Source organism: Halostagnicola larsenii XH-48 (assembly GCF_000517625.1).
In the GTDB taxonomy this organism is placed as follows: domain Archaea; phylum Halobacteriota; class Halobacteria; order Halobacteriales; family Natrialbaceae; genus Halostagnicola; species Halostagnicola larsenii.
The window spans coordinates 2,335,626-2,361,933 of the sequence record NZ_CP007055.1 but is presented as its reverse complement, the minus strand read 5'-3'; the positions used below and the strand labels follow the sequence as shown (position 1 = coordinate 2,361,933).

General features: G+C 64.0%; 18 protein-coding genes. 11 read left to right on the top strand and 7 right to left on the bottom strand.

The window, feature by feature from the left end; translation table 11 throughout:
- Window positions 1–190: 190 nt before the first annotated feature.
- Complete coding sequence (locus HALLA_RS11910) at window positions 191–544, bottom strand: hypothetical protein (RefSeq protein ID WP_049953563.1); 354 nt, start codon at window positions 542–544, stop codon at window positions 191–193.
- 198 nt (window positions 545–742) lie between these two features.
- Here HALLA_RS11910 and HALLA_RS11905 point away from each other — a divergent pair, with 198 nt between their 5' ends.
- Together HALLA_RS11905 and HALLA_RS11900 are read left to right on the top strand one after the other, a co-directional pair.
- A complete protein-coding gene (locus HALLA_RS11905) occupies window positions 743–1,156 on the top strand; it encodes a VOC family protein (RefSeq protein WP_049953562.1) in 414 nt (137 codons plus the stop codon).
- Between the two features lie 145 nt (window positions 1,157–1,301).
- A complete protein-coding gene (locus HALLA_RS11900; protein ID WP_049953561.1) occupies window positions 1,302–1,667 on the top strand; it encodes a hypothetical protein in 366 nt (121 codons plus the stop codon).
- 486 nt (window positions 1,668–2,153) lie between these two features.
- Here HALLA_RS11900 and HALLA_RS20650 read toward each other — a convergent pair whose 3' ends face one another.
- Both HALLA_RS20650 and HALLA_RS11895 read right to left on the bottom strand, forming a co-directional pair.
- A complete protein-coding gene (locus tag HALLA_RS20650; RefSeq protein WP_157231371.1) occupies window positions 2,154–2,309 on the bottom strand; it encodes a hypothetical protein in 156 nt (51 codons plus the stop codon).
- A 140-nt stretch (window positions 2,310–2,449) separates the two neighbouring features.
- Window positions 2,450–2,863: a CBS domain-containing protein gene (locus tag HALLA_RS11895; protein WP_049953560.1), complete on the bottom strand. Its 414-nt coding sequence runs from the start codon at window positions 2,861–2,863 to the stop codon at window positions 2,450–2,452.
- Between the two features lie 204 nt (window positions 2,864–3,067).
- Here HALLA_RS11895 and HALLA_RS11890 point away from each other — a divergent pair, with 204 nt between their 5' ends.
- From HALLA_RS11890 to HALLA_RS11880, 3 genes are read left to right on the top strand one after another with little or no spacing between them, the layout of a single operon-like run.
- A complete protein-coding gene (locus HALLA_RS11890) occupies window positions 3,068–5,410 on the top strand; it encodes a hypothetical protein (RefSeq protein WP_049953559.1) in 2,343 nt (780 codons plus the stop codon).
- Complete coding sequence (locus HALLA_RS11885) at window positions 5,403–6,428, top strand: PD-(D/E)XK nuclease family protein (protein WP_049953558.1); 1,026 nt, start codon at window positions 5,403–5,405, stop codon at window positions 6,426–6,428. The genes HALLA_RS11890 and HALLA_RS11885 overlap by 8 nt, the downstream gene beginning before the upstream one ends.
- Window positions 6,421–10,173 (top strand): ATP-dependent DNA helicase, encoded by a 3,753-nt coding sequence (locus HALLA_RS11880; RefSeq protein ID WP_049953557.1) that lies wholly within the window; start codon window positions 6,421–6,423, stop codon window positions 10,171–10,173. The genes HALLA_RS11885 and HALLA_RS11880 overlap by 8 nt, the downstream gene beginning before the upstream one ends.
- Window positions 10,174–10,232: 59 nt before the next feature.
- On the opposite strand, the gene HALLA_RS11875 is transcribed toward HALLA_RS11880, so the two are convergent.
- Window positions 10,233–11,204 (bottom strand): quinone oxidoreductase family protein, encoded by a 972-nt coding sequence (locus tag HALLA_RS11875; protein WP_049954106.1) that lies wholly within the window; start codon window positions 11,202–11,204, stop codon window positions 10,233–10,235.
- A gap of 164 nt (window positions 11,205–11,368) precedes the next feature.
- Window positions 11,369–13,396 carry an alpha-amylase family glycosyl hydrolase gene (locus HALLA_RS11870; protein ID WP_049953556.1) on the bottom strand — a complete coding sequence of 676 codons (2,028 nt, stop codon included), beginning with the start codon at window positions 13,394–13,396 and terminating at the stop codon, window positions 11,369–11,371.
- Between the two features lie 333 nt (window positions 13,397–13,729).
- Between HALLA_RS11870 and HALLA_RS11865 the strand changes: the two genes are divergently transcribed.
- The 5 genes from HALLA_RS11865 (at window position 13,730) to HALLA_RS11845 (ending at window position 23,263) form a co-directional block, all read left to right on the top strand.
- On the top strand, window positions 13,730–14,122 hold the full coding sequence (locus tag HALLA_RS11865) for a hypothetical protein (protein WP_049953555.1): 393 nt from the start codon (window positions 13,730–13,732) through the stop codon (window positions 14,120–14,122).
- Between the two features lie 105 nt (window positions 14,123–14,227).
- Window positions 14,228–15,715, top strand: coding sequence for a proline--tRNA ligase (proS, locus tag HALLA_RS11860; protein WP_049953554.1), 1,488 nt, complete (start codon window positions 14,228–14,230; stop codon window positions 15,713–15,715).
- Between the two features lie 330 nt (window positions 15,716–16,045).
- Window positions 16,046–20,599: a glutamate synthase large subunit gene (gene gltB / locus HALLA_RS11855; protein WP_084569002.1), complete on the top strand. Its 4,554-nt coding sequence runs from the start codon at window positions 16,046–16,048 to the stop codon at window positions 20,597–20,599.
- Window positions 20,600–20,742: 143 nt separating this feature from the next.
- A complete protein-coding gene (locus HALLA_RS11850; protein WP_049953552.1) occupies window positions 20,743–21,618 on the top strand; it encodes an ABC transporter ATP-binding protein in 876 nt (291 codons plus the stop codon).
- A 31-nt stretch (window positions 21,619–21,649) separates the two neighbouring features.
- Complete coding sequence (locus HALLA_RS11845; RefSeq protein ID WP_339325743.1) at window positions 21,650–23,263, top strand: hypothetical protein; 1,614 nt, start codon at window positions 21,650–21,652, stop codon at window positions 23,261–23,263.
- Between the two features lie 99 nt (window positions 23,264–23,362).
- Here the strand turns inward: HALLA_RS11845 and HALLA_RS11840 are convergent, their stop codons facing one another.
- Both HALLA_RS11840 and HALLA_RS11835 read right to left on the bottom strand, forming a co-directional pair.
- Window positions 23,363–24,226: an SDR family oxidoreductase gene (locus tag HALLA_RS11840; protein WP_049953550.1), complete on the bottom strand. Its 864-nt coding sequence runs from the start codon at window positions 24,224–24,226 to the stop codon at window positions 23,363–23,365.
- Between the two features lie 115 nt (window positions 24,227–24,341).
- Window positions 24,342–24,953, bottom strand: a complete 612-nt coding sequence (locus HALLA_RS11835; RefSeq protein WP_049953549.1) for a VOC family protein — start codon at window positions 24,951–24,953, stop codon at window positions 24,342–24,344.
- A gap of 195 nt (window positions 24,954–25,148) precedes the next feature.
- Here HALLA_RS11835 and HALLA_RS11830 point away from each other — a divergent pair, with 195 nt between their 5' ends.
- Complete coding sequence (locus tag HALLA_RS11830; RefSeq protein WP_049953548.1) at window positions 25,149–26,303, top strand: thiamine pyrophosphate-dependent dehydrogenase E1 component subunit alpha; 1,155 nt, start codon at window positions 25,149–25,151, stop codon at window positions 26,301–26,303.
- The last annotated feature ends 5 nt before the right edge of the window (window positions 26,304–26,308 follow it).

Here is a 26,308-nt window from a genome sequence, read left to right as displayed (position 1 = left end):
TCCCAGCGAGTCCACTATTCTGCGCCGTGAGCAAACTCGCGAGCGGCGCGAATCGTCTGCTGAAGCTGGGGTTTGAAGCCCTACCAGTCGCAGCCCGTGAGCGAAGCGAACCAGAACGTCTGGTTTTGGGTTCAAATCCCGGCGTCTTCGCGAGTAACGTTGTGTCTCGGAAGCACCCTCGAGCACGGCTTTACAACTCCCCATCCACCTCGAGATCCGGGTGTACCCATTCGAGGTAGTACTGATGGTGAGCAAGCCAGTCCTCGAGAACCCGACCGGTCCAGACGGTGCCGATTCTGGGGAGGCGACCGTCGACGGTGACCTCGTGGATGGTGAGTTCGTTGCTCGAGACCGATGAGCGCTGTTCGTAGAGGAAGACCTCGTTCCCGCGGCGTCGGAAGCCGACGACCTGATAGCCGACGCTGTGTTTTCGCGCGAGTTCCTGGGCGATGCGTTCGGTGTCGCCCGTTCGATTGCAGTCCTCGAGATATCGACGGAGTTCGTTCTGTAGCGTTTCGCCGTCGCACGATGCTGCCTGTGCCATAGGTGGCTGAACGGATGGGGGAGTGCTATTCTCGAGGGGCCGAATTCCGTTTTCCGATTCCCGCGGTGGCAACCAATTCGGGGGTAAGCGGGCCGTTATTCGCTCTATTCGATCACCTTTCGCCTGCAGCGTCGCCCCTATATCTGCGTTCAATGCGTGGCATTCGACGGGGAACCCCCGCTGCCGGAGAAGTATACCATGACACACGTACTCAATTGGTTCGAAATTCCCAGTACCGACTTTGATAGAGCAGTCGACTTCTATTCGGTCGTTCTCGAGCGCGATATCGACGTTCACTCGCCGGGCGAAGACGACGCGGTAGGTGAGCGAGCCGGCATGTTTCACGTCGAAGACGGCGAAGTCGGCGGCATGATCGTCGAGAGCGACGAATACACCGCCGAGAGCGGCGCGAAAATCAGCTACGAGCCGACGGACAGCGGCCTCGTAATCTACCTCTCCGTCGACGGCGACTTGGACGACGTCCTCGCTCGAGTCGACTCGAACGGCGGAGAGACGGTTATTCCGAAAGAATCGATCCCCGAGATGGAGAGTCACTTCGCGGTCATCACGGATTCCGAAGGAAATCGGGTCGGGTTGGTGTCCAACGAGTAGCTCGGTTGCGATCCAGCCGACCGATTCTGAAGCCCGCGCTGGCGTATCGAAGGCGACTAGCGAACCGGAGCGTCGCGGCTATCCGTGAACGCGTGCCTACACACCGGCCCGGAACGTTCTTGTGATGATATATAAATTCTCGAGTATGGCGATGGATACTGCAGGGCCGCCACTCGAGAAAATCGGCTACAGACGCTCCATCTTGGCACTCGGTGCGTTCTGGGGAACAGTTCCCGCACTCAGCGTTGGGGTGTCAGATGTCGATTCGCTGTCGCCGGATGGGGCGATACTCGTCATCGGCGCGCTCATGACCGTTTCGCTTGGGATTTTGTACGAACTGGATAGCCGGAAACTCGCCCAGTATGGGAACGGCGTTCAGCTTGCCTGGGCCTACGCACTTGTTGCGCCGCTCTCGTTTCTTCTCGTGCCGTTCTTCAGTGTGATCGGATTCTTTCTTGGCCCACCGGTCTCGGCACTGCTGTATGTGTTCCAGCGTGGCCGATGCGTGTAACGAAAAACAGACGATCAGAAATCAACTTAGGCGGAGATTCCGACGGACTGTCGTTGCCTAGCTGTCCACGCTGTGGCGAGCCGGTGGTACTAGTCACCAGCGGTGAGTCGATGGCTACTCAGGCCCAGCCCTGTGGCTGTCGGGTCCGGAATCCCTCATTCTCGCTACGGCTCGACCATTGAACCTCGAGCCACTGGAAACCACCGACCCCGAACGATATGTCCGCCACAGCCTCACCCTCCCCAACCGACTCATTCGCTCACGTTGTTCGCTCTTTCGTCCCTCGCACGGCTTCGACGAAACGGCGGGGGCCGTTTCGTCAGCGTGTGCCAACCCGATATCGAGAGCGATCTCGTGCGACCGACGAACATGGAGTGTACTCTGAGAAGGGCCAAAAGCCGGTGGAACTCGAGGAAGTCGGAACTAAGAGCACGTCTTAGAGAATAGCTTCGAGCGAACGAGTCTGGGAACTGTTCGACGTCTCGGTTATAGCGCGCGCTGGAAGTCGGTCGTTTCGCAGCCGCTGCACTCGTTGCTGCCGTTTTCTAGAATCCCGGCGTACGGCGACAGGAACATCACCAGTTCGTCGCCACAGTTGCCACAGACGCCCGATATTTTGGTTACCCCTGGGTAGAGATCCATGGTCGTGTGTTACCTTACCATCATCCATGATAAATCTTGGCACATAACTCGAGAAGCGGTTGGTCGGGTTCAGGAAAGACCGAACACTACAGCGTCGAGAAATCGAACGAAAATCCTGCTCTCCGATCCGCTGTGTCCGCTCAGACCGCTTCGCCGGGACTGGGCGTCTCGACGTTCGAGAGGTACTTGGCGAGGTCGGAGGACGTGATGATACCGATGACGCCCTCGTCTCCGTTGACGACCGGCACGTGATGAAAGCCGTGTTCGACCATGAGGTCTGCGACTTCCCGAATGCTATCCTGTGCCGAGGCGGTGATGACGTCCGTCGTCATATACCGCGAAACCGACGTTTCGGCTTTCGGGTAGCTCTCGGCGACGATAGTGATGAAGTCAGTGGAGGTGAGAATCCCCTCGAGTTGGTTCTGTTCGTCGACGACGACGACCGACCCGATGTCGTTCTCGAGCATTTCCTGTCCCGCTTTCTCGACCAGCGTGTCGGGGCTGACGGTGTGGAGCGTGGTGGACATCAGTCTCGCGACGAAAATATCGTCCATGAAGGCGTGTTATACGTGCGCACTATAATGTGTATCGAAGGCGGATCGATCCACCGCTGAATCGTCCGTGTTCGGAAGGACGAGCAATCATCCGATGGCGTGACTCGTTTGTACCGCGGTCGGGGTAGGTATCGAATCGACCGACAGTCTCGCGTACGTGTGTTTAAGTACGAGACGGCCCCATAGTCGAGACTATACGAATCGATGACCGGAACCGCGCCGCGCCTCGAGGGAACGCTCAAAGTCCTGCCGACGCTTTGCAGCGACATCCTCGAGTTCGTCGCAGCGGAGTACGGCGCGCTCTGTGCGGAGTACGGCGCGAAAAACGTCCTCGTCCTAAAGCGCCATCCCGCCGGACTCGAGCGCGTCCGAGCGGCGCTTTCGGGCGAGAGCGCGAACGCGACTGTCAGCCTCGCCCCGGACGAGAGCACGTCGACCGCCGGCCCTCGCTCGCCGCGCCTCGAGTCGCTGCCAGAACACGCCTCGAAGGTGCTCGAGGAGTACGACCCGACGCTCGACCGGCTCGAGTACGAAGAACGGATCGAACTCATCTCGCTGGTGATCGACGGCGCGAGCCGGGACGTTCCGCCGTACCTCGAGCGGGCGGCCGATCACGAGAGCTTCGGCCGCGATGTCGGCCAGCTACTGCTCGAGGCGACTCGACAGCGCCTCTCGCTCGCTGATGATGCCGAGGCGACCTCATCCGGCACGGCTATCCGGCCTGACGCACTTCACGACTGCCTCGAGTTCCTCTACGCGATGAACGATCGGTTCCACGAGGTACTCGCGTCGCGAGGCTACGTCGAACGGGCCGATGTCGTCCCGCAGGCCGTCGATCTGCTCGAGGAAGACAGCGACGGCGTTCGAAGCCGCGTCACCTCGTCGTTCGACGCGGTGTTGGCACTCGAGTTCGAGGAGTTTCGCCGCCTCGACCGACAGTACCTCGCGGCGCTCTCGGGGGACGCGACGCTGGTCTGTCTCGGCGAGCCCCACGCCAGCACCGAGCGAACGCGCGTCGAACCCGGCTCGCTCGAGGAAATCGCCGACGGACTCGCGGTCGAATCCGTCGTCGAGCAGGGAGCCGATGTCGATCCTGACCGCGACTCGCTGTCTGATACTCGGGGCACTTCTGACTCGCACCCCCCGCACCGACAGATAACGGAGTTCCTCGCGACGGGACGGATGACGGAGTCGGCTGCGACCGACGCCCAACCCGGCACTGCTCGACGCATTCGGGCCCGTACGCGTCGCGAGCAGGTCGATACGGTCGTGACCGAGATCCAGTCCCTTCGCGATCGGCGCGACGACATTCGCTACGACGACATCGCGGTCGCCGTCCCTCGAGTCGAACGGGTGCCAGAAACCCGAACGCGACTCCGCGACGCGTCCATCCCGACCGCCACGATCGGCGTTCCCTCGCTCGCGGAGGATCCGGCGGTCAACGAACTCTACGCGTTCGTTACCCTCCAGTGCGCCCGCGACGTAGAGACGCTTTCCGACGATCTCCTCGCTCCAGAATCGACCCGCTCCCGTACTGGTGCTCGAGCGGACGATCCCCAAACGGTCGCCTACAACCGCCTTGCGGTTCGAGTCGAGGATTTTTCCACCACACTGCTCGAGGAATGTGATGGCCCGAGCGTCGCCCAGTCGGTCGAACGCTGGCTCACTCGAACGGATCTGAAAGGCCGAATTTCACGCGACGAGGAGTGGGTCGACGCCAGAGAGCAGTTCGCGGGCGTTCGACGAGTGCTCGAGATCGCCCGCTTCGTCGAGGAGACCGACCTCGTCGGGCCCGATTGGGAGGGTCTGCGCCGAATGCTCGAGCGGACTATCAGGTACGACGCGCCACACGTCCACACGGTCGACGCGCAGGCCCCCACCGGCGGAGTGACGGTCTGTTCGATCGACGAGTTGGCGTACGATCCACACGCCGTCGTCTTCGTGCTCGATCTGATCGAAGCGAACTATCCCGGCGACCCCTCGCTCACGCAGCTGTTTCCGACGGCCTGGCTCCGCGACATGCCCAACTACCCCGCCGTCACGGATCCCAGTCCGGCGGCTCTCGAGCGAACCTTCGAGCCGATATCCGACGGCGAATCCGTTTCGGACCCCTTCGAGACCTACCACGCCCAGCGCGCCCGGAGACGGCTGGCGATCGGTACCCGCGCGGCGACCGAACGCCTCTACTGCTGTTCGTACGAGCGCGGCTCGGGCGGACTCCGCCGAACCCACGAGGAATCTCGTTATCTGAAACTCCTCGAGCAGGCTCCCGACTGTTCGCTCGAGGACGTCGACCTAACGGGTCGAAAAGCGGAAATTTACGGCGAGTCCAGCGCGCTCGAGGCGCTCCTCGAGCAACCTCGTGGCGAACTCGATCGCATCCTCCGCGAGGCCAGTACCGGCGGCGATGCGGATCTCGCCGAAACCGAGGCCCTGTTCGAAGAAATCGCCGTTCTCCTCGAGGAGGGCGACATCGACGAGGAACTCGCCAACGCGGTCGTCTCTCAGTTCGAGTTCGCCGCGGGGGAGGTGAGTCGGCGTGAGTGATCGAACGCTCTCGGTCGACGCGCTCGAGACGTATCTCCGCTGTCCGCGACGCTACGAGTTCGCTCACGTACAGGAACTCAGACGGGACGAACCGGATTCGCCGTCGGCCGACCGCGTCGATCTGCTTCGACGAGCGCTCTGTGACGGCCTTCGAACTGGCGAGACCGATCAGAAACCCCTCGAAGAAGCAATCCTCGAGCGATTGTCGACGCGCTGGCACGAGCACGACGAGCGGTTTCACTCACGAGCACAACGCGAGTTCGAACGCCGGGTGCTCGAGGCAACCGCACGGGCGTACGTCGAGGCGGTCGGGGCTGCTCACGCCGCGGGCATCGACGACCTTCGATCGACGAGCACCGCTGGCGAACTGGTCGGGCCGGCGCTCGCGCTGTCGTCGACGATATCGATTCCAGCGGACGAGCCGTCGACGAGTCGATCCGTCGCCCTCGAGTCGTCGGTCGATTACGTCGTCGGCGACGGCTCCTCGCTCGTCGGCGTTCGGTTCGTTCCCACGGTCGACTCGCTCGGACTGCTCCGCTATCGGTCCGACTGGGAAGGCGACGTTCAGGCGCTGTTTACGGACCACTTCGATCCGGACGAGTCGACCTTCGAACCGGGCACGGTCGCCACGTTACTGGAGACGGCCGTCGTTCTCGACGGCCTCCGGGGGTTGTGCGATCGGCTCGGGCTCGAGGATCGGACCTGCCGATACGTCGTGATCCCGCTGGCGGATCGATCCCGGAACTCGGTCAACTGGGTGAGCGAAACCGTCGAAACGAGCGTCGAAGGGACCGACCTGACCGACGTCTTCATCGATCACCACACGTTTGGCATGACACACGAACACCGGAACGGAACGGTCGAAGACCGACTCGCAACTATCGTCGACGACCTCGTCTCCAAGCGGTTCAATCCTCCGGGAGGATGGGATCGGATCGCAGACGAGTCGTGTCCGGACTGTGGCTATGCGGTCTGCTGTCCGGACTACCTCTCACGGGAGGTGCGTTTCGATGGGTGACCGGTCGGAACCGGCGGGAACCGGTCCGCTCGAGCCGAAGGGAAACCAGCGGCGGGTCATCGAGAGCGAGAGCGTGTCGACGGCCGTCGACGCGGGTGCCGGGACCGGGAAGACGACGACGATGCTCATGCGGATCGAGCGGGCGATCGACAGCGGGGCGGTCGACCCCGAGGACGTGCTGGTACTCACCTTCGCGAACGAGGCCGCCTCGAGCATTCGCGAGGCGGTAACAGAACGGCTCGATCCGGAGGCCGCCGCGGCCATCGACGTCTACACCTACCACTCGTTCTGTTATCAGCTCGTTCGCGAGTACGCCTACTACCTCGGACTCTCGCCGGAGTTCGAGGTCGTGACCGAACGCAAGCGACGGCGGATCGTCGGCCGACTGCTCGCCGAAACCGAGTACGACTTCGCGGCGGCCCCCGCTCGCGGCGACAGCTCACCGGCGGACCTCGCAGACGCCATCGACGGGTTCATCGCGACGATGAGCCAGGAGGACATCGGCCCCGAAACCCTCGAGTCGCGACTGCCGTCGGTCCGGACACTCGAGTTGTGTACCGAGTTCGTCCTCTGGCTCGAGGAGACCGCGACCGAGGAACTCTCCTTCGACAAGGAGGCGTTTCGGTACTTCAACGACCCCGATCACCTCGAGGCCGCACGCGAGTCGCTGATCGAGTACGGCAAGCTGGTCGGCTTCTGTCGCGAGAAGATCGCGGAAGCGCCGAGCGAGTTTCGGTCGGATCCGGTCGTCGGCACGATCGATCGATACCTTCGGGCGCTACAGACGTGCGTGACCAATACACTCGAGGAACTCTCGCTCGAGGAGCCGACGACGAAACACCTGCCGAGAGCGCTGTTCGGAAACGAGATCTGGGGCGAGTCGACGGGCCGACTCGAGCAAACGCCGTTCGGTCGGTTGAAACACTACGTCGAGTTCCTGCGGCTCGCCCGCCACTATACCGACGTCTACGCGGATTATCGGGAGACGTTAGCGCGCGACGACGCCGTCGACTTCGACGAACTCGTTCGGACGGCGACGGGGTTGCTCACCGGAGCCGGTTCCGTCGCCGACGAAATCGCGAACCGCTGGGACCACGTCTACTGCGACGAGTTTCAGGACACCGACGAGACGCAGTTTCGACTCATTCGGGCGCTCACCGAGGGCGAAACCCGGCCGGATCTACTCGCGATCGGCGACAAGGATCAGGCGATCTACGGCTGGCGAGGAACCGACCGCGAGGGGCTCGACCGACTCGCCGACACCGACGACGAACACGAGTCGATCGAACTCGAGTTGAACTTCCGGTCGCGACAGGAGATCCTCGATCTGACGAACCACTGTTCGTACGGGCCCCAGGAGTCGAAGACGCTGCGGGAGAACGACCGAACCCCCGGCGAGTACGACGAGGCGGATCCGCCCCACCGACTGCTGAAAGTCGAGAGCGACGAACTGCCCTGGTCGACGCCCGAGCAGGTGGCCAGAGCGACCGCTCGACTGCTCAACGGCCGGGTCGAGAACGTCCCGCGGCGCTCGCTCGAGGATATCGCGATCATCGTTCGAACGAACCGGCAGGCGCAGGCGGTCGCCGACGAGCTCGAGAGTCGCCGGATCCCCTTTGCCGTCTCCGGCTCGCCGAGGGGCAAAATCTCGCCGGGCGTCCAGACCGTCCTCTCGTATCTTCGCGTACTTGTCGACCCGGACGCCGATGCCCACCTCCGGCGGGTGTTGCTCTATCGGTATCGCATTCCGGAATCGGACCTCGCGGCGCTCGCCCGGCGAGGCGACTCGTTGTACGAGGCGCTGTTCGATATCGACTGTTTCCCCGAGTCCGCTTCCGACCTCGAGAGCGGTACGAAGCGCCCCTCATCTGGCGACGATCAGCCGTCGGTCGAGGCCCTCGACAGGCTCTCGCGGGCCCGAGATCACCTCGAAGCGCTCGAGTCGATCCGGGACGTCTACCCGCTCTCGGAGTTCGTCCGGCGCTTCCGGGAACGAACGAATCTCGAGTGGTTCCTGACCGCCGAGGAACGCGCCGAACTCGAGCGAATCGATCGATTCGTCGAGGGATACGACGGCGATTCGGTACTGACGGCGCTCACGCCGCGGTTCGTCGACGCGCTCGAACGAACCCTCCGCGCGAGCGAGTCCTCGGGCGACCGTGGCGCTCGCTCGAGCGACCGTATCGACGTGATGACGGTCCACCAGGCGAAGGGGCTGCAGTTCGATACCGTCCTCGCACCATTCCTCTCGGACGAGGAATGGTGCGTCGACGGCGATTACGCTCGCCGCGACCGGTACCGACTCCTCGAGGCGACGCTCGACGACGATGTCGACTCGCCGCTGCTCGCGAACCTCGCGGCCGACCCCCTCGGCGAGGAGTGGCGCGTGCTCCACGTCGCACTGACTCGAGCCGAGAACCACCTCCTCGTGTTCGGCTCGGAGTACGACTACGACGGCGACGAGACGCAGTTGTCCGTCTCGACCGCCGAGTCCTGTCTCGCCGACGACATCGAGTGGTCCGTGGCGGGCAAACGGATGGACCTCTGGTCGACGGTCTCCGAGAGCTTCGAGACCGTTCGCGAGCAGTATCCGAAGACCGTCGTCGACTGGACGGACGCACTTTCGTCGACAGCACGCACGAACCCGGGAACGATCACGTATTACCAGGACTACGACGACCGGCGGATCGAACCGCTCGAGACGCGGGAGGCGATCGAGACGGTCCACCAGCTCGGTCGATTGCTCCGCAACGGGCAGTTGCTCCCGGCCGCCGACGCCGCGAGCAGTGCCGGACTCGTCGACGACTTCGACGTACCGATGGCGCGGCAGGCGAGTGCGCTAACGACGGAGACGGTTCGGTTCCCGGTCGAGACGCTCTCGACCATCTCCGAACTCGAGGCGACGATGCGTCACAGTTACTCCGCGCTGGCGACCCACGAGACCTGCGCCCGAAAGCACTACCTCGATCACGTCGTGCAGGCACCCGGCGATTCCGTTCGACCGGCCGAGAGTGACCGCGAGAATCTGTCGCCGGACTCGCGGCGGTCAACACGGGATCGAGCCGACAGCCGTCTCGTCGGGTCGATCTTCCACGCCGTCGCCGAGGAGGCGTTCCACCGCGGCTACGACACCCGTGGTGCGTGGCACGACGCGGCCAGCAGACAGCTCGCAGCGCGTGATTCCCTCGAGCACCGCGAGGCGGTTCTGGCGTGTATCGATCGGTATTTCGAGGCCGAAGCCGAGGCGTTCGACGCTCCCGTCGCCGACTGGGAGACCGTCGCGGCCGAACTGCCGTTCGTCCTCGAGGACGTCTCCGGAGTCACTGGGGATGTCGTCGGTTACGTCGATTCGGTCCAGCGAACCCCCGCGGGCGGGCTGGTCGTGCTCGATTACAAAGCGACCGCCGAACGGATCGATCCGGGCGAGGCCGTCCAGCTCTCGGTGTACGCTCGAGCCTGCGAGCAGGCGTTCGACGAACCGATCGCAGGGGTCGGATACGTCTACGTCGGCGACGTCGAGGGGTCGCGGGTCGAACTCCTCGAGCCGGGGGAACTGCCCGACTGGTCGGCGGTTCGCGAGTCGCTCGCGTCCATCGACGAGCCGACGTTCGTGGAGACGACGCCGGGTCCCCATTGCCGATATTGCCCCCATCGGTCGCTCGGGTGTGGGCCCGACGGAGACGCGTCCGCGGAGGCCGAGGGCTCGCCGTCGATCGAAGCTGACGGCGGGCGAACTGGGCAGTGAGCCGACAGTGGATTTGCGTTCTCACGACGAAAATTCCCTCGAGTCGCCGCTCGACCCGCTTACGGTTTCAGCACGACTTTTCCCGAACTCTTCCGGTCTTCGATGTACTGGTGGGCCTCGGCCGCGTCCTCGAGTGCGAACGACTCGCCGACGATAACCTCGAGATCGCCCGACGTGAGCCCCTCGGTGAGTTCCGGAACGGCCTTCATGATCTTGCTCGGGTCGTGGACTGACGCCTGTCCGAGGTGGAATCCGGAGACGCTCTTGTTCTCGAAGAGGAGCCGTCGGTTCTCCGCCTCGGCCGGGACGCCGCTTGCCACGCCGTAGGTGACGAGCCGACCGAAGTGTGCGAGGGCGTCGAGACTGCGGTCGAACACGTCGTCGCCGACGCTCTCGAGGACGAGGTCGACGCCCTCGCCGTCGGTTTCTTCCGCGATCGGCTCCCGGAAGTCGACCTCCGTGTACTGGATCGGGTGGTCACAACCCAGTTCCGCGGCGAGGTCGAGTTTTTCCTGCGTGCTCGCGGTTCCGAAGACCTCGGCACCGGCCTGGGCGGCGAGTTGCACCGCGGCGGTGCCGACGCCGCCCGCCGCGGCCTGTATCAGGACCGATTCACCCTCCGCTAAGCCGCCCCACTCGAACAGACAGGCGTGGGCGGTGAGAAACTGAACGGGGAATCCGGCGGCTTCCTCGAAGCTCATCCCGTCGGGAATCGGGAACAGCATCTGGGCGTTCGCAGTCGCGTACTCGGCGTATCCGCCGGTGTTGAGCATCGCGACGACGCGGTCGCCCTCCTCGAGGTCGACACCTTTGCCAGTCTCATCGACCGTCCCCGCGGCTTCCATGCCGGGCGTATACGGCGCGTCGGGACCGCCGGGATACGCGCCGCGGCGTTGCATGATGTCCGCGAAGTTGATCCCGGCGGCTTCGATCTCGATTCGAACCTCGCCCGGTTCTGGATCGGGTTTCTCCGAGTCGACGACCTCGAGCGTGTCGCTCTCTCCGTACGTTGGCACTTCGATAGCTCGCATACGTTTCCGTTCGTCACACAGTTGCATAAAAGCGCGAGAACCGGGAAGAACCGGCCAGCCGTTTCCGAGAATCGTTTCCGGGCGGTCACCAGCGCGGCCTCCGGCCGGTCGGTCGTCCTCGAGCGACACCAGCAGCCCCTTCCGTAGGCGATCGGTACGGTCGATCAGGCGTCGTCCGTCCAGCCCTGATGGTCGACCTCGAGGTCCGTGTGATTGTGATTGTCGCCGCGCTCCCAGACGTCGCCGGTGGCGTCCGACGGGCCGCGGCGGGTCTTCCACTCGAACTCGCCGGGGTCGTCGATGGTGACCTCCCAGACGTTGCCCGCAGACCAGGTCCCTTCGATCCCGCCGCCCCAGTCGGTGAGCTCGTCGGCGCTGCCGCTGAAGTAGACGGATTGACCGTATCCGACGTCGACCGTCGTCCGAAGCGTTAGTTCGCCGTCGTCGGCTTCGCCTCCAACGACGAGCGTGGCGGTGTCGGAATCGTCGGGGATGGTGACCTCGAGGTCGTACTCGCCGTCCGCGAGGTCGGCCGTCTCCACGTCGAAGCTCACCGAGACCGACGATCCGGCATCGATGTCGACGCTCTCGGTCGCCGCGTCGGTGCCGTCGACTGCGAGTGTCACGTCCGCGGCGAGAGCCTCCTTGCCGGCGCTGGCTGTGACGTCGATGTCGACGCTTTCGCCGCCATCGATCGCGTACTCGGTGGATTCGAACGAGATACCGCGTTCTGCCGGAATCGAATCGGCGTCGTCGACGTACATGACGTACCCTTCGGCGGGAATCTCGACGGTGACCTCGCCGGTCGCGCCGACCTCGAGGTCGTCGCCGTTGCCGGTGGCGTCGACGAGGACGGTGTCGCTCCACCCCGACTCGACCGTGACCGACTCGGTCTGGCCGCCTTTGTTGATCCCCGCGAGGAGGTTTCCGTCCCGTTCGAAGACGTAGTGGTCGATTCCCACGTCGCGGTCGATGACCTCGCCCTGCGCGAACTCGTTCGAGACCGCGACGAGTGTCGACAGCTCGTCGTCTTCGAGTTCGTGGTACTCCTCGGGACCCGATCGGTAGAGCATCGGCATACCGGCGTACGCCAGGATGAACGCTTCGGCCAGCTCGACCGCGCGACCTTCGGGGACGGTCTGGGCGTCGTCGGTCGGCTGGACCCCCGGACCGACGGCGTCGTGGTTCTGGACGAACGTGACCGCGACGCTCGGATCTCGGTGGACGACGCCGGGTGCGGCGTTTTGAGAGAGGTTCTCCATGCTGCCGTTCTCGAACGCGTCCGAGATGGCCGAGTAGAACGGAAAGTCGAAGACTGTCATGCCGGTGTCGGCCCACTCGAGCAGGCCGTCGACGTCGCCTTCGTCCCAGACCTCCGCGACGCGCCAGAGGCCGAGGTCGTCCGCGAGCGGGTTGATGTTCTCTTCCATGTACCACGGCCAGACGTGCGCGGCCGCGTCGTAGCGGAGTCCGTCGGCACCCAGCCCGGCGATCTTCTCGATATACGCCTCGTGGGCTGACTGGACCTCGGGATGCTCGACGTCCAGCGAGGGGAGGCCGAGCAGATCGCACTCGTAGTTTGCCGCCTCGCCGTCTACCTGACAGTCGTCGCCGAGCGTTCCGTTGTTGTGGAAGTGTTTGTCCGCCTCGAACTGGGGCCAGTCGATCCGCCCGTCGGGCCCGTCAGGATTGGCCATGTGGTTGAGTACGGTGTCGACGATGACCTCGATATCGTGCTCGTGAGCGGTCTCGATCAGCGACTCGAGTTCGCCTTCCGTTCCGAGCGAGGAGTCGAAGTTTCGCAGGTCGATCGGCTGGTAGCCGATCGGCGGATGCGGGTCGCGGTGCCCGTAGGGGCCGACCTCGTCGTAGAATCCCATCGTCCCGTCGTAGGTGAGGTCGTCCCAGTCCAGTTTCATTTCGGCCGGCTGCTGGACCCAGATGGCGTCGAATCCCGAGTCGGCGACGTCGGGGATTCGGGATTCGATTTCGGTCCACTCGCGGTGAAACATCTGCAAGGCGACGGTGTCCTCGTCGGCTTCGGGTCCGTCGGGCAGCGCCTGCACGCCCGTCGCCCCGAGCGTGGCTCCCGAGAGCGCGAGCGTTCCGAGCGCTGCGCTCGCTTTCATGACCGTTCGCCGGTCGATACTGGATTCCTGCGTCAATCTGCTGTGACTTTGGTTATTTCCCATGGCAATATAAGTCTATAACGCGGGAAGTAATAATACATAATGATTTTAACGACAGTTCGAAATACCATCATTCTAGCGCTTGACACGGCGCGGTCGAATCGAATCCTCGAGCGTGTCAGTATCATCGTACGCTGGGACTCCGATAGCTCGCATACGGTTTCGTTTGTCATACAGTCGCATAAGGGCGCGAGAACCGGGAAGATATTTTCTAGTGTATGTTTTGCGGGGCGAACGTACACACATCTAACAAATGATTAAGTATCGATAGTCCGAATCCGTGTCCATGTTCCTCCACGCACGAAAGCAATTTTCCAACGCAGCACCAGAAATCGAATGAACGAACGCCGTAACCGTCGACTCAGTGGCGTCGTCGGCGCGTTTTTGCTTCTCGTCAGCGGCGGTGGCATCGCTTTGCTGGGGACCGGTGGTCTCGAGGTATCAACGTTTCTCGTGCAGGTCACGTTGATCGGGCTGGCCGGTGTGTTCGACATCGTTGCAGCGACCGATACGGGCCTGACCGACCGCTGGGCGTGGTATCGGTGGAGCGGCGCTGGAAACGTCCTGCTCGGACTATCGCTCCCGCTTGGGCTCGCCGGGAGCGGCAGCCTCTTTTTCTTTCTCCTGACTGCCGTCGGCGGGGTTTCGCTGGCGGCGATGGGGATCGACATGCTCGCCTTCCACGGGAAGTACACCCGCGGCGAGCGACTCGACCACAACGCGAGTTGACTACCGGCCGCTGCCGGATGCTCGTATCGCTCAATCCGTGGCGAGTCGCGAATCGGCGTCCGGCCTTCGCATGGTTTAAGCCCGCGCTGGCTGAGTGTTGAACCAATGAGCGACGAGAGTCAGGAACTCGGGATCACCGAGTCGAAATCGCACAAGCCCGGCGAGTGGTACGCCGAGGTCGTCCAGAAGGCGGGAATCGCAGACTACGCGCCGATGGGCGGCTTTATCGTCACGAAACCGCGGGGCTACGCCCTCTGGGAACGCCTACAGGACGAACTCGACGGCCGGTTCAAAGAAACCGGCGTCGACAACGTCTACTTCCCGATGTTCATCCCCGAGTCGTTCTTGGAGCGGGAGAAAGACATCGTCGAAGGGTTCGACCCGGAGGTCGCGTGGGTCACCCACGGCGGTCACGACGAACTCGAGGAGCGCCTGGCGGTCCGACCGACCAGCGAGTCCATCATCGCGCCGTTCATGGCCGACTGGACGCGCAGTCACCGCGACCTGCCGCTGCGGCTCAATCAGTGGTGTTCGGTCGTTCGGTGGGAGGCGACGGAGACGAAGCCGTTCTTCCGGACGAAGGAGTTCATGTGGCAGGAGGGCCACACGGCACACGCAAGCGACGAGGGCGCGTGGGACGAAGTCTGGACCCGACTCGGACAGTACGAAGAACTCTACGAGGACGTTCTCGCGATTCCCGTGCTTCGCGGCAAAAAACCCGAACACGACAAGTTCCCCGGCGCGGACACGACGACGACCGTCGAGGCGCTGATGCCCGACGGCAAGTCGGTCCAGGGCGGCACCAGCCACCACCTCGGCCAGTCGTTCGCGGAGGCGTTCGACATCACCTTCGTCGACGAGGACGAGGACGAACAGACGGCTTACACCACGTCGTGGGGTCTCTCCTGGCGGGCGCTCGGCGCGCTCATCATGACTCACTCGGACGATCAGGGGCTCGTGCTTCCGCCGACGGTCGCACCGACGCAAGTCGTCATCGTCCCGATCTGGCAGGAGGACACGAAAGAGAACGTGCTCGAGTACTCTGAGGCGATCGCCGCGGACCTCGAGGCGGCGGGCGTCCGCGTCGAACTCGACGACCGGGACGAACGCAATCCCGGCTTCAAGTTCAACGAACACGAACTCAACGGCGTTCCGCTGCGCCTCGAGATCGGCCCGAACGAAGTCGACGACGAGGAGGTTACGCTGGTTCACCGCCCCGACAACGAGAACGTCGTCGCGGACCGCTCAGGGCTGGTCGAGACGGTCGAATCCAACCTCGAGACGATCTACGACAAACTCTACGCGGCCGCCGAGGAAAGGCTCGAGGACAACGTTCGCGAGGCCGACAGCCCCGAGGAGATCATGGGGACGATCGGCAAACACGGCGGCTACGTCCGAGTACCGTGGTGTGGCGATCAGGCCTGCGAGGAGGCGATCAAGGAGAAGGTTTCGGCGGAAATCGTCATGCAACCGTTAGCCGAGGAGGGCGAAGCGACGACGGGCGCTCCGGAAGCGCCAGACGACGATGACGCCGAATGTGCGGTCTGTGGCGAATCCGCCGATCAGATCGCGTACTTCGCGAAATCGTACTGACTGCACACAGCGAAACAGCGACTTTTTCGGACTCGACTCCTACTAACTACCGGTAATCACTAACAAGAACAAATTACCGAGCCTAATCAATTAGCCCGCATACCCTTATCAGTAGAAACGAATCACGTACTGTGGTGTTCGCTTACGCGAGCGATCACTACGTGCCTCTGACACTCTTGTCGCCTCGCTGCTGGGATGACTCGATGCCATGATCACTCGTTGCCGTGATGAATCGCTAGAAAATAATACCTTATATTCCCTTGCATGTGTCTAGAATACATTTAGTCATTATGGGTCAACCTCTTATGGTCGACGCTCACAAGAGGTGGTATGCCACAGCCACACAGAGCATCATCCACCGACCGTTCACGGGGCCTCGCGGACCCTGCGGACGAGCGGTCGAACTGCGGTGTCGGCGTCGTAATGGATCTCGACGGGACGGTCGACCACGACGTCGTCGCCGATGGACTCGAACTACTCGTCAATCTCGAACATCGCGGAACCACCGGTGCCGAGGAAAACACCGGCGACGGGGCCGGAATCATGCTGCAGCGACCGGATGCGTTCTTTGCGGCCGTTCTGGATGCAGATCTCCCAGATACCTACGCCGTCGGCTCGCTCTTTTTCCCCCAGGACGACGACGCTCGAGCGTCCCTGGTCGATGTCGCCGAATCGACGTTCGCCGACTACGACCTCAAGGTCCTCGAGTGGCGCGACGTTCCGACGAACAACGACGGACTCGGCGAGACGGCCGTCGAATCGGAACCGGACGTCCGGCAGGTCGCCGTCGCCCCTGAGGACGACATCTCCGACGAAGCCTTGGATCGTCGACTCTACGTCGCGCGACGCGCCCTCGAGAATGCGGTTGAAGCGGCCGAAATCGCGAACAAAGAGCGCTTCTACGTCTGCTCGCTCGATTCGAAGACCATCGTCTACAAGGGGCTGTTAAAGGGCGAACAGGTCGAATCGTACTACCCGGATCTCGGCGACGAGCGCGTCGAATCGAACTTCGCGATGGTCCACGAGCGGTTCTCGACGAACACGCTCGGTGCATGGCACCTGGCCCATCCCTACCGGAACATCATCCACAACGGCGAGTTCAACACCATTCAGGGCAACATCAACTGGATGCGCGCCCGAGAGACGGACATCGAGAGCGACGTCATCTCCGATATCGACGCCGTCAAACCGATCATCGACGACCCCGAGCAATCCGACACCGCGAGCGTCGACAACGCGCTGGAACTGCTCATGCAGGACGGTCGCGACCTCGAACACGCGCTTCGGATGCTCGTGCCCGAAGCCTGGCGCGGCGACGACTCGATGGACCAGGACCGCAAGGACTTCTACGACTTCCACGCCTCGCTCGTCGAACCCTGGGACGGTCCCGCCCTCGTCGCGGCGACCGACGGCGAACGCGTCGGCGCGGTCCTCGACCGAAACGGGCTCCGTCCGTGCCGGTACGACGTGACCACCGACAACCGACTGATCATGGCCAGCGAGGCCGGCGCGCTCGAGACGAACCCGGAAAACATTGCGGAACGCGGCCGTCTCCAGCCCGGACAGCTATTCCTCGCCGATCCCGAGGAAGGTCGGGTCATCCCCGACGAGGAAGTCTTTGACGACCTCGTCGACGACCGCTACGGCGAGTGGGTCGAACAGGAACAGGTCGCACTCGAGGACATCGTCTCGACGAACGATCGGACCCCACAACACGAGGTCGCCGACCTGCGGGATTTCCAGGCGACCTTCGGCTACACCCACGACGAACTCGAGAACCTGATCGAGCCGATGACCAAGAAGGGCAAGGACCCGGTCGGGTCGATGGGCGACGACACGCCGCTGTCGGTGCTCACCGAGTTCAATCGGCCGCTGTTTTCGTACTTCAAACAGCTTTTCGCCCAGGTCACGAACCCGCCGCTCGATTACATCCGCGAGGAACTCGTGACGAGCCTCGAGAGCCGCCTGGGCTTCCAGCGGAACCTCCTCGAGGAGTCTCCCGAGCACGCCCGCCAGCTCGTGCTCGATTCGCCGATTCTGACCGACGCGGAACTCGAGTCGGTTCGCAACTGCGAGACGAACGGCCTCTCGGCGGCGACGATCGACATCACCTACGAACCCGACGGCGACGAACTGGGTTCGTCTCTCGAGGCTGCGATCGAGCGCGTTCGCGCGGACACCGTCGAAGCGATCGAAGGCGGCGCTGACATCGTCGTCCTCTCCGACCGCGGCGTCGACGCCGATTCGGCCGCAATTCCGAGCCTGCTTGCGACGGGTGCGGTCCACCACCACCTCGTTCGCAACGGCCTGCGAAATCACGTCGGACTCGTCGTCGAGTCCGCGGATCCGCGGACCGTCCACCACTTCGCGACGCTGGTCGGCTACGGCGCGGGTGCGGTCAACCCGTATCTCGCCTACCAGACCATCGAGGACATCACCGCCGGCCCCGACGGCGCGGATACCGAAGTCGCGATCGACGCCTACGTCGGCGCGGTCGAGGACGGACTGTTGAAGATCATGGCCAAGATGGGTATCTCGACCGTCGAGAGCTACCAGGGTGCCCAGATCTTCGAGGCGGTCGGACTCGATTCGGACCTCGTCGAGGAGTACTTCGCGGGTACCGAGAATCGCACAGAAGGGATCGGCCTCGCCGAAATCGAGGACGACGTTCGCGAACGCCACGAGGCGGCGTTCGGCGACGACGAGGAATCGAAGCTGAGTCGGCAGGGCGAGTTCGAACACCGCTCGAACGGCATCCACCACCAGTGGAACCCAGAAACCGTCGGCGCGCTCCAGCAGTCGGTCCGCTCGAACGACTACGAGCGCTACCAGGAGTTTGCCGGACTGATCAACGACCAGCAGACGGAACTCCAGACGCTCCGTGGCTTGCTCGAGTTCGACTCCGATCGCGACCCCGTCCCGATCGAAGACGTCGAACCGATCAAAGACATCGTCGAGCGGTTCTCGACGGCCGCGATGAGTCTCGGTAGCCTCTCGCCGGAAGCTCACGAGAACAACTCCATCGCGATGAATCGCCTGGGCGGCAAGTCGAACTCCGGCGAGGGCGGTGAACCGCCGGAACGGTTCGACACCGAACGCGAGTGCAACGTCAAGCAGGTCGCTTCCGGCCGATTCGGCGTCACCTCGACGTACCTCTCGAGTGCGGACGAACTCCAGATCAAGATGGCACAGGGCTCGAAACCCGGCGAGGGCGGACACCTCCCCGGCGCGAAGGTCAACGAGATGATCGCCCACGTCCGCAAGTCGACGCCCGGCGTCGGACTCATCTCTCCGCCGCCGCTGCACGACATCTACTCCATCGAGGACCTCAAACAGCTAATCTTCGATCTGAAAGCCGCCAACGAGGACGCGGATATCAACGTCAAACTCGTCAGCGAGGCCGGCATCGGCACGGTTGCCGCCGGCGTCGCGAAGGCGAACGCCGACGTTGTCCACATCTCGGGCCACTCCGGCGGTACCGGGGCGTCGCCCCGAACCTCGATCAAGAGCGCGGGCCTCCCCTGGGAGCTCGGCCTCGCCGAAGCCAACCAGATGCTCCGAGAGACGGGCCTGCGCGACCGGATTCGCGTCTCGACAGACGGCGGGATGAAGACCGGCCGCGACGTCGCCGTCGCCGCGTTGCTCGGCGCCGAGGAGTACATCTTCGGCACCGCCTCGCTGGTCACCGGCGGCTGCGTGATGGCCCGACAGTGTCACAAGAACACCTGTCCGGTCGGCGTCGCCACCCAGCGCGAGGACCTCCGGAAGCGCTTCCCCGGCGAACCCGAACACGTCATCAACTACATGACGTTCATCGCCCAGGAACTGCGCGAGATCATGGCCGAACTCGGCTTCGAGACGGTCGACGAGATGATCGGCCGCGTCGAGGTGCTCTCCCAGCGAACCGACGTCGAGCATCCGAAGGCTCGCACCCTCGACCTCTCGGGACTGCTGGCCAGCCCCGGCGGGGACGTCCGCCGGAAGATCCGCGAGCAGGACCACGAACTCGAGGAGCAACTCGATCGCAAACTCATCGACGCAGGCGAGAAAGCGATCGAAGAGCAGACGCCAGTCACGCTCGCGACTGACGTGTCGAACGTCGACCGCGCCGTCGGCGCGATGCTCTCGAACCGGGTCACCGACCGCTACGGCGAGGCGGGACTGCCCGAGGACACGCTGACGGTCGACCTCGAGGGGACCGCCGGACAGAGCTTCGGCGCGTTCCTCGCCAGCGGCGTCTCGATGCACCTGAACGGCAGTGCGAACGACTACGTCGGCAAGGGGCTCTCCGGCGGGAAGCTGACGATCCGGACGCCCGAATCCGCGGCCTACGATCCGGCCGAGAACGTCGCCATCGGCAACGTCGCGCTCTACGGCGCGACCGGCGGCGAACTGTACGTCAACGGCGTCGCGGGCGAGCGATTCGCCGTTCGCAACTCCGCAGCCAAGGCGGTCGTCGAAGGCGTCGGCGACCACGGCTGTGAGTACATGACTGGTGGCGTCGTCGCCGTGCTGGGCGAGACGGGGACGAACTTCGCCGCGGGGATGTCCGGCGGCGTTGCCTACGTCTACGATCCGGATGGAGACTTCGACGACCGCGCGAACACCGGCATGGTGACCCTCCACGACAGTCTCGAGGAGGAAGACGAAACCATGCTCCGCCGACTCGTCGAGAACCACGTCGCCTACACCGGCTCCGAGCGCGGGCAGGACCTGCTCGACAACTGGGAGCGCTCCCTCGAGTCGTTCGTGAAGGTCATGCCCGACGCCTACCACGAGGCGATCACCGAGGACGGCCGCGACGACGTTCGTGCCGAACTCCCGGCCACGCCCGAGAGCCCGGTCGAAGCGGAGTCGCCGGGCTACGCGGCGAGCGACGACTGATCGGCGGTTCCTTTTCTGGATTGGCCTGTATCCGACTCGATTCGGCGCTCGAAGTCACCGTCGATAGCAGGACACGTCGTCACAGAATGTCTGATGTATAACATTTCATAGAACTTATTTATGTTTGCTATCTAACTCGAATAATGAACCTGCGATTAGCAAACGTCGGCAAACGATACGCCGAGGACGTGTGGGGCGTTCGCGGAGTCGACCTCGAGTTGGAGCAGGGAATTCACGGCCTGCTCGGACCCAACGGTGCCGGTAAATCGACGCTGATGCGGATCATTACGACCGTCTCCGAGCCGACCACCGGAAGCGCCTACTGGAACGGGACCGACACCGTCGAGACGCCCTCGGCCGTCCGAGACGTGCTCGGCTACCTGCCACAGCAGTTCGGCGTCTATCCGGATCTCACCGCAACGGAGTTCCTCGAGTATATCGCCGCCCTCCGCGGACTGGACCGAGAAACCGCCGACGCCCGTATCGACGAACTGCTCTCGCTGACGAACCTCCAGCAGGCTCGAGACCGGAAACTCCGGACGTTCTCGGGCGGGATGCACCAGCGCGTCGGCATCGCGCAGGCGCTCGTAAACGATCCCGACCTACTGGTCGTCGACGAGCCGACGGTCGGACTCGATCCGGAGGAGCGAGTTCGCTTTCGAAACGTCCTCTCCTCGACGGCGAGCGATCGCGTCGTTCTCCTCTCGACGCACATCGTTCCGGACATCGAAGCGACAGCGAAGACGGTCGCGCTGCTCGAGGAGGGGGAACTCGTTACGCACGCGGATCCGGAGTCGCTCGTCGAGGCGACCGACGGAAAGGTATACGAATACGTTGCGCCGCGCGACGACCTCGAAGCCGTTCGACGCGAGTACCAGGTCTCGGGCACCGTCCAGCGAGCGGACGGGGTCAGCGTGCGGGTGATCGCCGACGAGCGACCGGTCCCCGAGGCGACGCCCGTGACGCCGACGCTCGAGGACGCCTACCTCGATCGGATCGAACGGCGAGGGGCGGCCTGATATGCGCTCGGGGAATCCGTCGACCCGCCGAGTGTCCCACGTCGCTCGCGCGGACTTTCTCCAGCGGATCCGATCCCGCCGATTGCTCGCCGTGTTGGCCGTGATCGCGTACCTCGGCTACCTGGTCAACGTCGGCACCGTCGAAATCTTCTACCAGGACTCGAGCAACGAACAACTCTACCAGTACGCCGGCGAACCGACGTCGGCGTACATCGGTCTCACCGCCGGCGTCACCGGCGCAGCGATCCTGTTTCTCGCCGGTTACTACGTCCTCAGCGGCTCGCTCGAGCGCGACCGAGCGACCGGCGTCGAGCGCCTCGTCGGCAGTACGTCGACCACCGCTCGAGAACTGCTGCTCGGTAAATGGTGCAGCCACGTCGGCCTCGTCGTCGTCCTGCTGGGGACGCTCGGGACGGCCGCCCTGCTCAATCACCTCGTTCACGGGACCGGGTCCACCGACCCGTTCTGGATCCTCGGCCCGGTCTTCTTGCTCGGCCTTCCGGTCGGTTGTTTGGTCGCCGGCGTTACGCTCCTGTTTCAGTCGACCCACCGGTTGCGCGGAACGCTGGGCAACGTGGTGTATTTCTTCGCCGCACTGATGCTCATAGTCGCTGCGGTCCCGGCGATGGGAGATCAATCGCCGGCGGAGATTCCCCTCTGGGCTCGGATGACCGATACGATCGGCCTGTTCGCACTTGGCGACCTGACCTACGACGCGGTGCTCGAGGTCGGTCCGGGGTACGACGGACCGGGGGTGGCGAACTTCGGGGCGGGTTCGGCCGGCGCGGAAATCGTCAGGTTCCACTGGACCGGCGACTCGTGGCCGCTCTGGTTCTACGCGAACCGGCTCGGGTTGGTTCTGCTCGGAATCGCTATCGCACTCGCCGCGACGCTTCCGTACGATCGTTTTTCGGCATCCAATGTGTCGGATTCGAGGGGTCTCTTCGATCGATTCGGTAGCGCGGTACCGTTTCTGCGCTCGACTCCTGCCGAGGTGAACGCTGCCGGTGAGAACCCCGACGAAACGACCCTGACGCCGGTGACGGATCGATCCGCCGGCGGGTTCGGGAGACTCGTCCGTCAGGAGCTTCGATTGCTCGTCCGCGGGCAGCCGTGGTGGTGGTACGTCGGTGCGCTTCTGATCGGCTTCGTCGGACTCACCGGGTCGGCTCCCACCGAAGCGATCGCCTCGGCCGCCGCGGTGTGGCCCATCTTCCTGTTGTCGTCGATGGGTGTCCGTACGCTTCGACGCCGAATGACGCCGTTTATCGTCTCCTCGAGACACCCGTACGGACAACTTCTCGCGGAGTGGACCGCCGGGACGATCGTGACCGCGGCGTTTCTCGGAGTCGCACTCTGGTCCGCGGTGCTCGATACGGGAACGGGTGGACTCGTCGTCCTCCTCGGTGGGATCCTCTTCGTTCCGTCGCTCGCGCAGGCGATGGGTTTCTGGAGTCGAACGCGACGACTGTTCGAGGTAACCTTCCTTCTGTGTTGGTACGTCGGCCCGTTGAATCAGGTTCCGGCGCTCGATTTTGCCGGAGCGACGGGTGAAACGACGGGGACCGTAACGCCACTCTTGTTCGGGGCAGTCGGATTACTCGCATTTTTGGCGGCATTCGGGTACCGACACCGACAAACGTGAACGGCGTCTGCGTTCGCTTCGCATCGTCGTCTTGGCCGAAGAGTCCGCGGTGTGATCACGCCGGTCGACTGATATGATTGCGCCGGTCGAGTGATGTGATCACGCCGATCGGGTGAACTCGGGGTCGAACATCTGCGCCGACATCGGCGCTGGATCACCCTCGGTGAGGTTGTATTCCGAAAAGTCCTCGAGGCCGGCCTCCCGAAGCAGTTCCTCGTCGTAGACAGCGTTGCCGGTGTATTCGGCGGGATCCCGGCTGAGGATCTCGAGGACGGTATCGGCGACGATGTCGGGCGTCCGCCAGTCGTCTTCGGTGCCGAGTCCGAAGTACCGCGTCGCTCGGGTGTCGATCGCTGTGACCGGCCAGAAGGCGTTACAGCCGACGTCGTGGTTCCCGAGTTCGCTCGCGAGCGAGAGCGTCAGGAACGTCATGCCGAGTTTCGACCAGGCGTAGGGGGCCTCGCCGGGCGCTCGGTCGACCGTAACCGGCGGCGCGTTGGTCAGAAGCCACGAATCCTCGACGTCTTTGAGGTGCTCGAGGAACGCTCGGGAGGTGAGATGCGTTCCGCGCACGTTCACGTCGGTCAGCAGGTCGAAGCGGTTCGCGGGGAGGTCTTCGACGTTCGCGATCTGGATCGCGCTCGCGTTGTTGATGACGATGTTGACCTCGCCGAACTCCTCGATGGCGCGCTCGGCGGCGGCCTCGACCTCGCGTTCCTCGCGGACGTTCACCTGAATCGGCAGGGCGTCGACGCCGCGATCGCGGGCCTCGCGGGCGGTTTGTTCGATGGTCCCCTCGAGGTCGCGGCCGTTCGCGTCGTCGTCTTCCTCGCTCGTCTTGCCGGTCGAGACGATGTTACACCCCTGCTCGGCGAGCGCGAGCGCGATCGCTTTGCCGATTCCGCGCGTCGTTCCCGTGATAAACGCCGTCTGCCCGGAGAGGTCCGGTCGTGTGAGTGCCATGGCCGACTATTCGGCCCCGCAGCAATAAAACTTCAACCCGGTGGAAAATTGTCCCGTCGCGGGCGGTACTTCCGAACCGGCCGGGGTGATCGGCGCTGCGTGCCAGGCCGTCGACTCAGATCCCCGCGCCCGTCGGCGCGTCCGGCAGGTCCGCGGGCTCGGCGTCGAGACCCAGTTCCTCGAGTGCGGCCGCGAGGTGTTCGTCCTCGGCGAATTCGGAGCCATCTTCCTCGCGGATCCGCTGGGTCGTCGCGAGCACTTCGCCGCGGCGGTCGTCCGGAATGTCGTACTTGTCCGCCGAGAGTTCGATGGTGAGGCCGTTGTGATCGCGGGTGTACAGCGAGTGGAAGATGCCCCGATCGAACTCGTTGTAGCCGTATCGAGACTCCTCGAGCGCGTCGCGGATCTCGACGAACTCCTCGGCGTCGATCGAAAACGAGAGGTGGTGGACCGAGCCGACCTGATTGCGCAGCGGGCGGTGGTCCGACTGGCGATCGTCGGTCACGAAGAAGGTGATGATCCGGCCGTCGCCCGTATCGAAAAAGAGGTGCGTGGAGTTCGGATCGTCGAGGTTCGGCTGTCTGAGCACCAGCGGCATGCCAAGCAGGTCCCGGTAGTACTCGATGGTGTCTTCCTCGTTGCTGCCGATGAGCGTGATGTGGTCGGTGCCGGTGACGCTGATCGGACTGTCCGGCGGCGTCGCGGTGATTTCGGGTTCGTCGGTCATCGTTCGGTTCGACCTACGGGTGCCATCCGTATACCTGTGGCCCAAACGGCAGTCCGAGCCACCGCACCCGGGCCCAGCGCGTTCAGGCCCGACGCGTTCGAGTCCGCCGCGTTCGAGCGAACCTGTTCGATACGGCGACGGTCACGCTCGCGCACTCGATTTTAAGGTGGTCGACTCCCTCCGTGGGAGTATCTGATGTCACGCGACGTACTCGACCGGGCACCCGACGACCGCGTGCAGATTCTCGACCCGACGGGCGAGGTCGTCGCCCCGGACCTCCTGCCCGATCTCGAGGAAGCGACGCTGCACGCGATGTACCGGGATATGAAGTTCTGCCGGCGGTTCGACGAGCGGATGATCAGTCTCCAGCGTCAGGGCCGGTTGGGAACCTACGCCTCGCTCGCGGGCCAGGAGGGCTCCCAGATCGGATCGACCTACGCGCTCTCCGAGGCGGATATGCTCTCCTTTCAGTACCGCGAACACGGGGCGGTCGTCTCGCGGGACCTCCCCTGGGAGTACCTGCTGTACTGGATGGGCCACGAAGACGGCAACGCCGCGCTGGCAGACGTGAACGTCTTCCCGCTTAACATCTCCATCGCCGGGCACATCCCCCACGCCGTCGGCTGGTCGTGGGCGGCCAAACTCCGGGGCGACGAGCGCGTCGGCGTCGTCCACTTCGGCGACGGCTCGACGAGCGAGGGCGACTTCCACGAGGGGCTGAACTTCGCGGGCGTCTTCGACACCCCGACGGTCTTTTTCTGTAACAACAACCAGTGGGCGATCTCGGTCCCCCGCGAGCGCCAGACCGCGAGTGCCACCATCGCCCAGAAGGCAGACGCCTACGGGTTCACGGGCGTGCAAGTCGACGGGATGGACCCGCTGGCGACCTACGTCGTGACGAAGGCCGCTCGAGAGAGAGCGCTCGGTTCGCTCGAGGACGCGCCGGCGGACGGCACAAACGCCGACTCCGACGCGAGCGACCGGTTGCGGCCCACGCTCATCGAGGCGGTCCAGTACCGCTTCGGGGCTCACACGACGGCCGACGATCCGAGCGTCTACCGGGACGACGAGGAGGTCAAACAGTGGCGCGAGCGGGATCCGATCGACCGGTTCGAACTCTTTCTCCGGAATCGGGGACTCATCGACAACGGCCACATCGAGGCCGTCGAGGCGGAGGTCGAGGAGACTCTCGAGGACCTGCTCGACCGAACCGCGGCGTACGAACCCGACCCGCGGGAGATGTTCGAGTACACCTACGAGGAGCCGACCGAGCGACTCGAGGACCAGCGGGCCCACCTCGAGTCGCTGCGCTCGACCCACGGCGACGACGCGCTGCTCGAGGACGAGTAGCGGTT

Coding starts and splice junctions, on each gene's coding strand:
- HALLA_RS11900 (WP_049953561.1), top strand. CDS start 1,302: ATGGCGATGGATACTGCAGGGCCGCCACTCGAGAAAATCGGCTACAGA.
- HALLA_RS11850 (WP_049953552.1), top strand. CDS start 20,743: ATGAACCTGCGATTAGCAAACGTCGGCAAACGATACGCCGAGGACGTG.
- HALLA_RS11905 (WP_049953562.1), top strand. CDS start 743: ATGACACACGTACTCAATTGGTTCGAAATTCCCAGTACCGACTTTGAT.
- HALLA_RS11890 (WP_049953559.1), top strand. CDS start 3,068: ATGACCGGAACCGCGCCGCGCCTCGAGGGAACGCTCAAAGTCCTGCCG.
- gltB (WP_084569002.1), top strand. CDS start 16,046: ATGCCACAGCCACACAGAGCATCATCCACCGACCGTTCACGGGGCCTC.
- HALLA_RS11875 (WP_049954106.1), bottom strand. CDS start 11,204: ATGCGAGCTATCGAAGTGCCAACGTACGGAGAGAGCGACACGCTCGAG.
- HALLA_RS11880 (WP_049953557.1), top strand. CDS start 6,421: ATGGGTGACCGGTCGGAACCGGCGGGAACCGGTCCGCTCGAGCCGAAG.
- HALLA_RS11835 (WP_049953549.1), bottom strand. CDS start 24,953: ATGACCGACGAACCCGAAATCACCGCGACGCCGCCGGACAGTCCGATC.
- HALLA_RS11895 (WP_049953560.1), bottom strand. CDS start 2,863: ATGGACGATATTTTCGTCGCGAGACTGATGTCCACCACGCTCCACACC.
- HALLA_RS11910 (WP_049953563.1), bottom strand. CDS start 544: ATGGCACAGGCAGCATCGTGCGACGGCGAAACGCTACAGAACGAACTC.
- HALLA_RS11870 (WP_049953556.1), bottom strand. CDS start 13,396: ATGGGAAATAACCAAAGTCACAGCAGATTGACGCAGGAATCCAGTATC.
- HALLA_RS11840 (WP_049953550.1), bottom strand. CDS start 24,226: ATGGCACTCACACGACCGGACCTCTCCGGGCAGACGGCGTTTATCACG.
- proS (WP_049953554.1), top strand. CDS start 14,228: ATGAGCGACGAGAGTCAGGAACTCGGGATCACCGAGTCGAAATCGCAC.
- HALLA_RS11865 (WP_049953555.1), top strand. CDS start 13,730: ATGAACGAACGCCGTAACCGTCGACTCAGTGGCGTCGTCGGCGCGTTT.
- HALLA_RS11830 (WP_049953548.1), top strand. CDS start 25,149: ATGTCACGCGACGTACTCGACCGGGCACCCGACGACCGCGTGCAGATT.
- HALLA_RS20650 (WP_157231371.1), bottom strand. CDS start 2,309: ATGGATCTCTACCCAGGGGTAACCAAAATATCGGGCGTCTGTGGCAAC.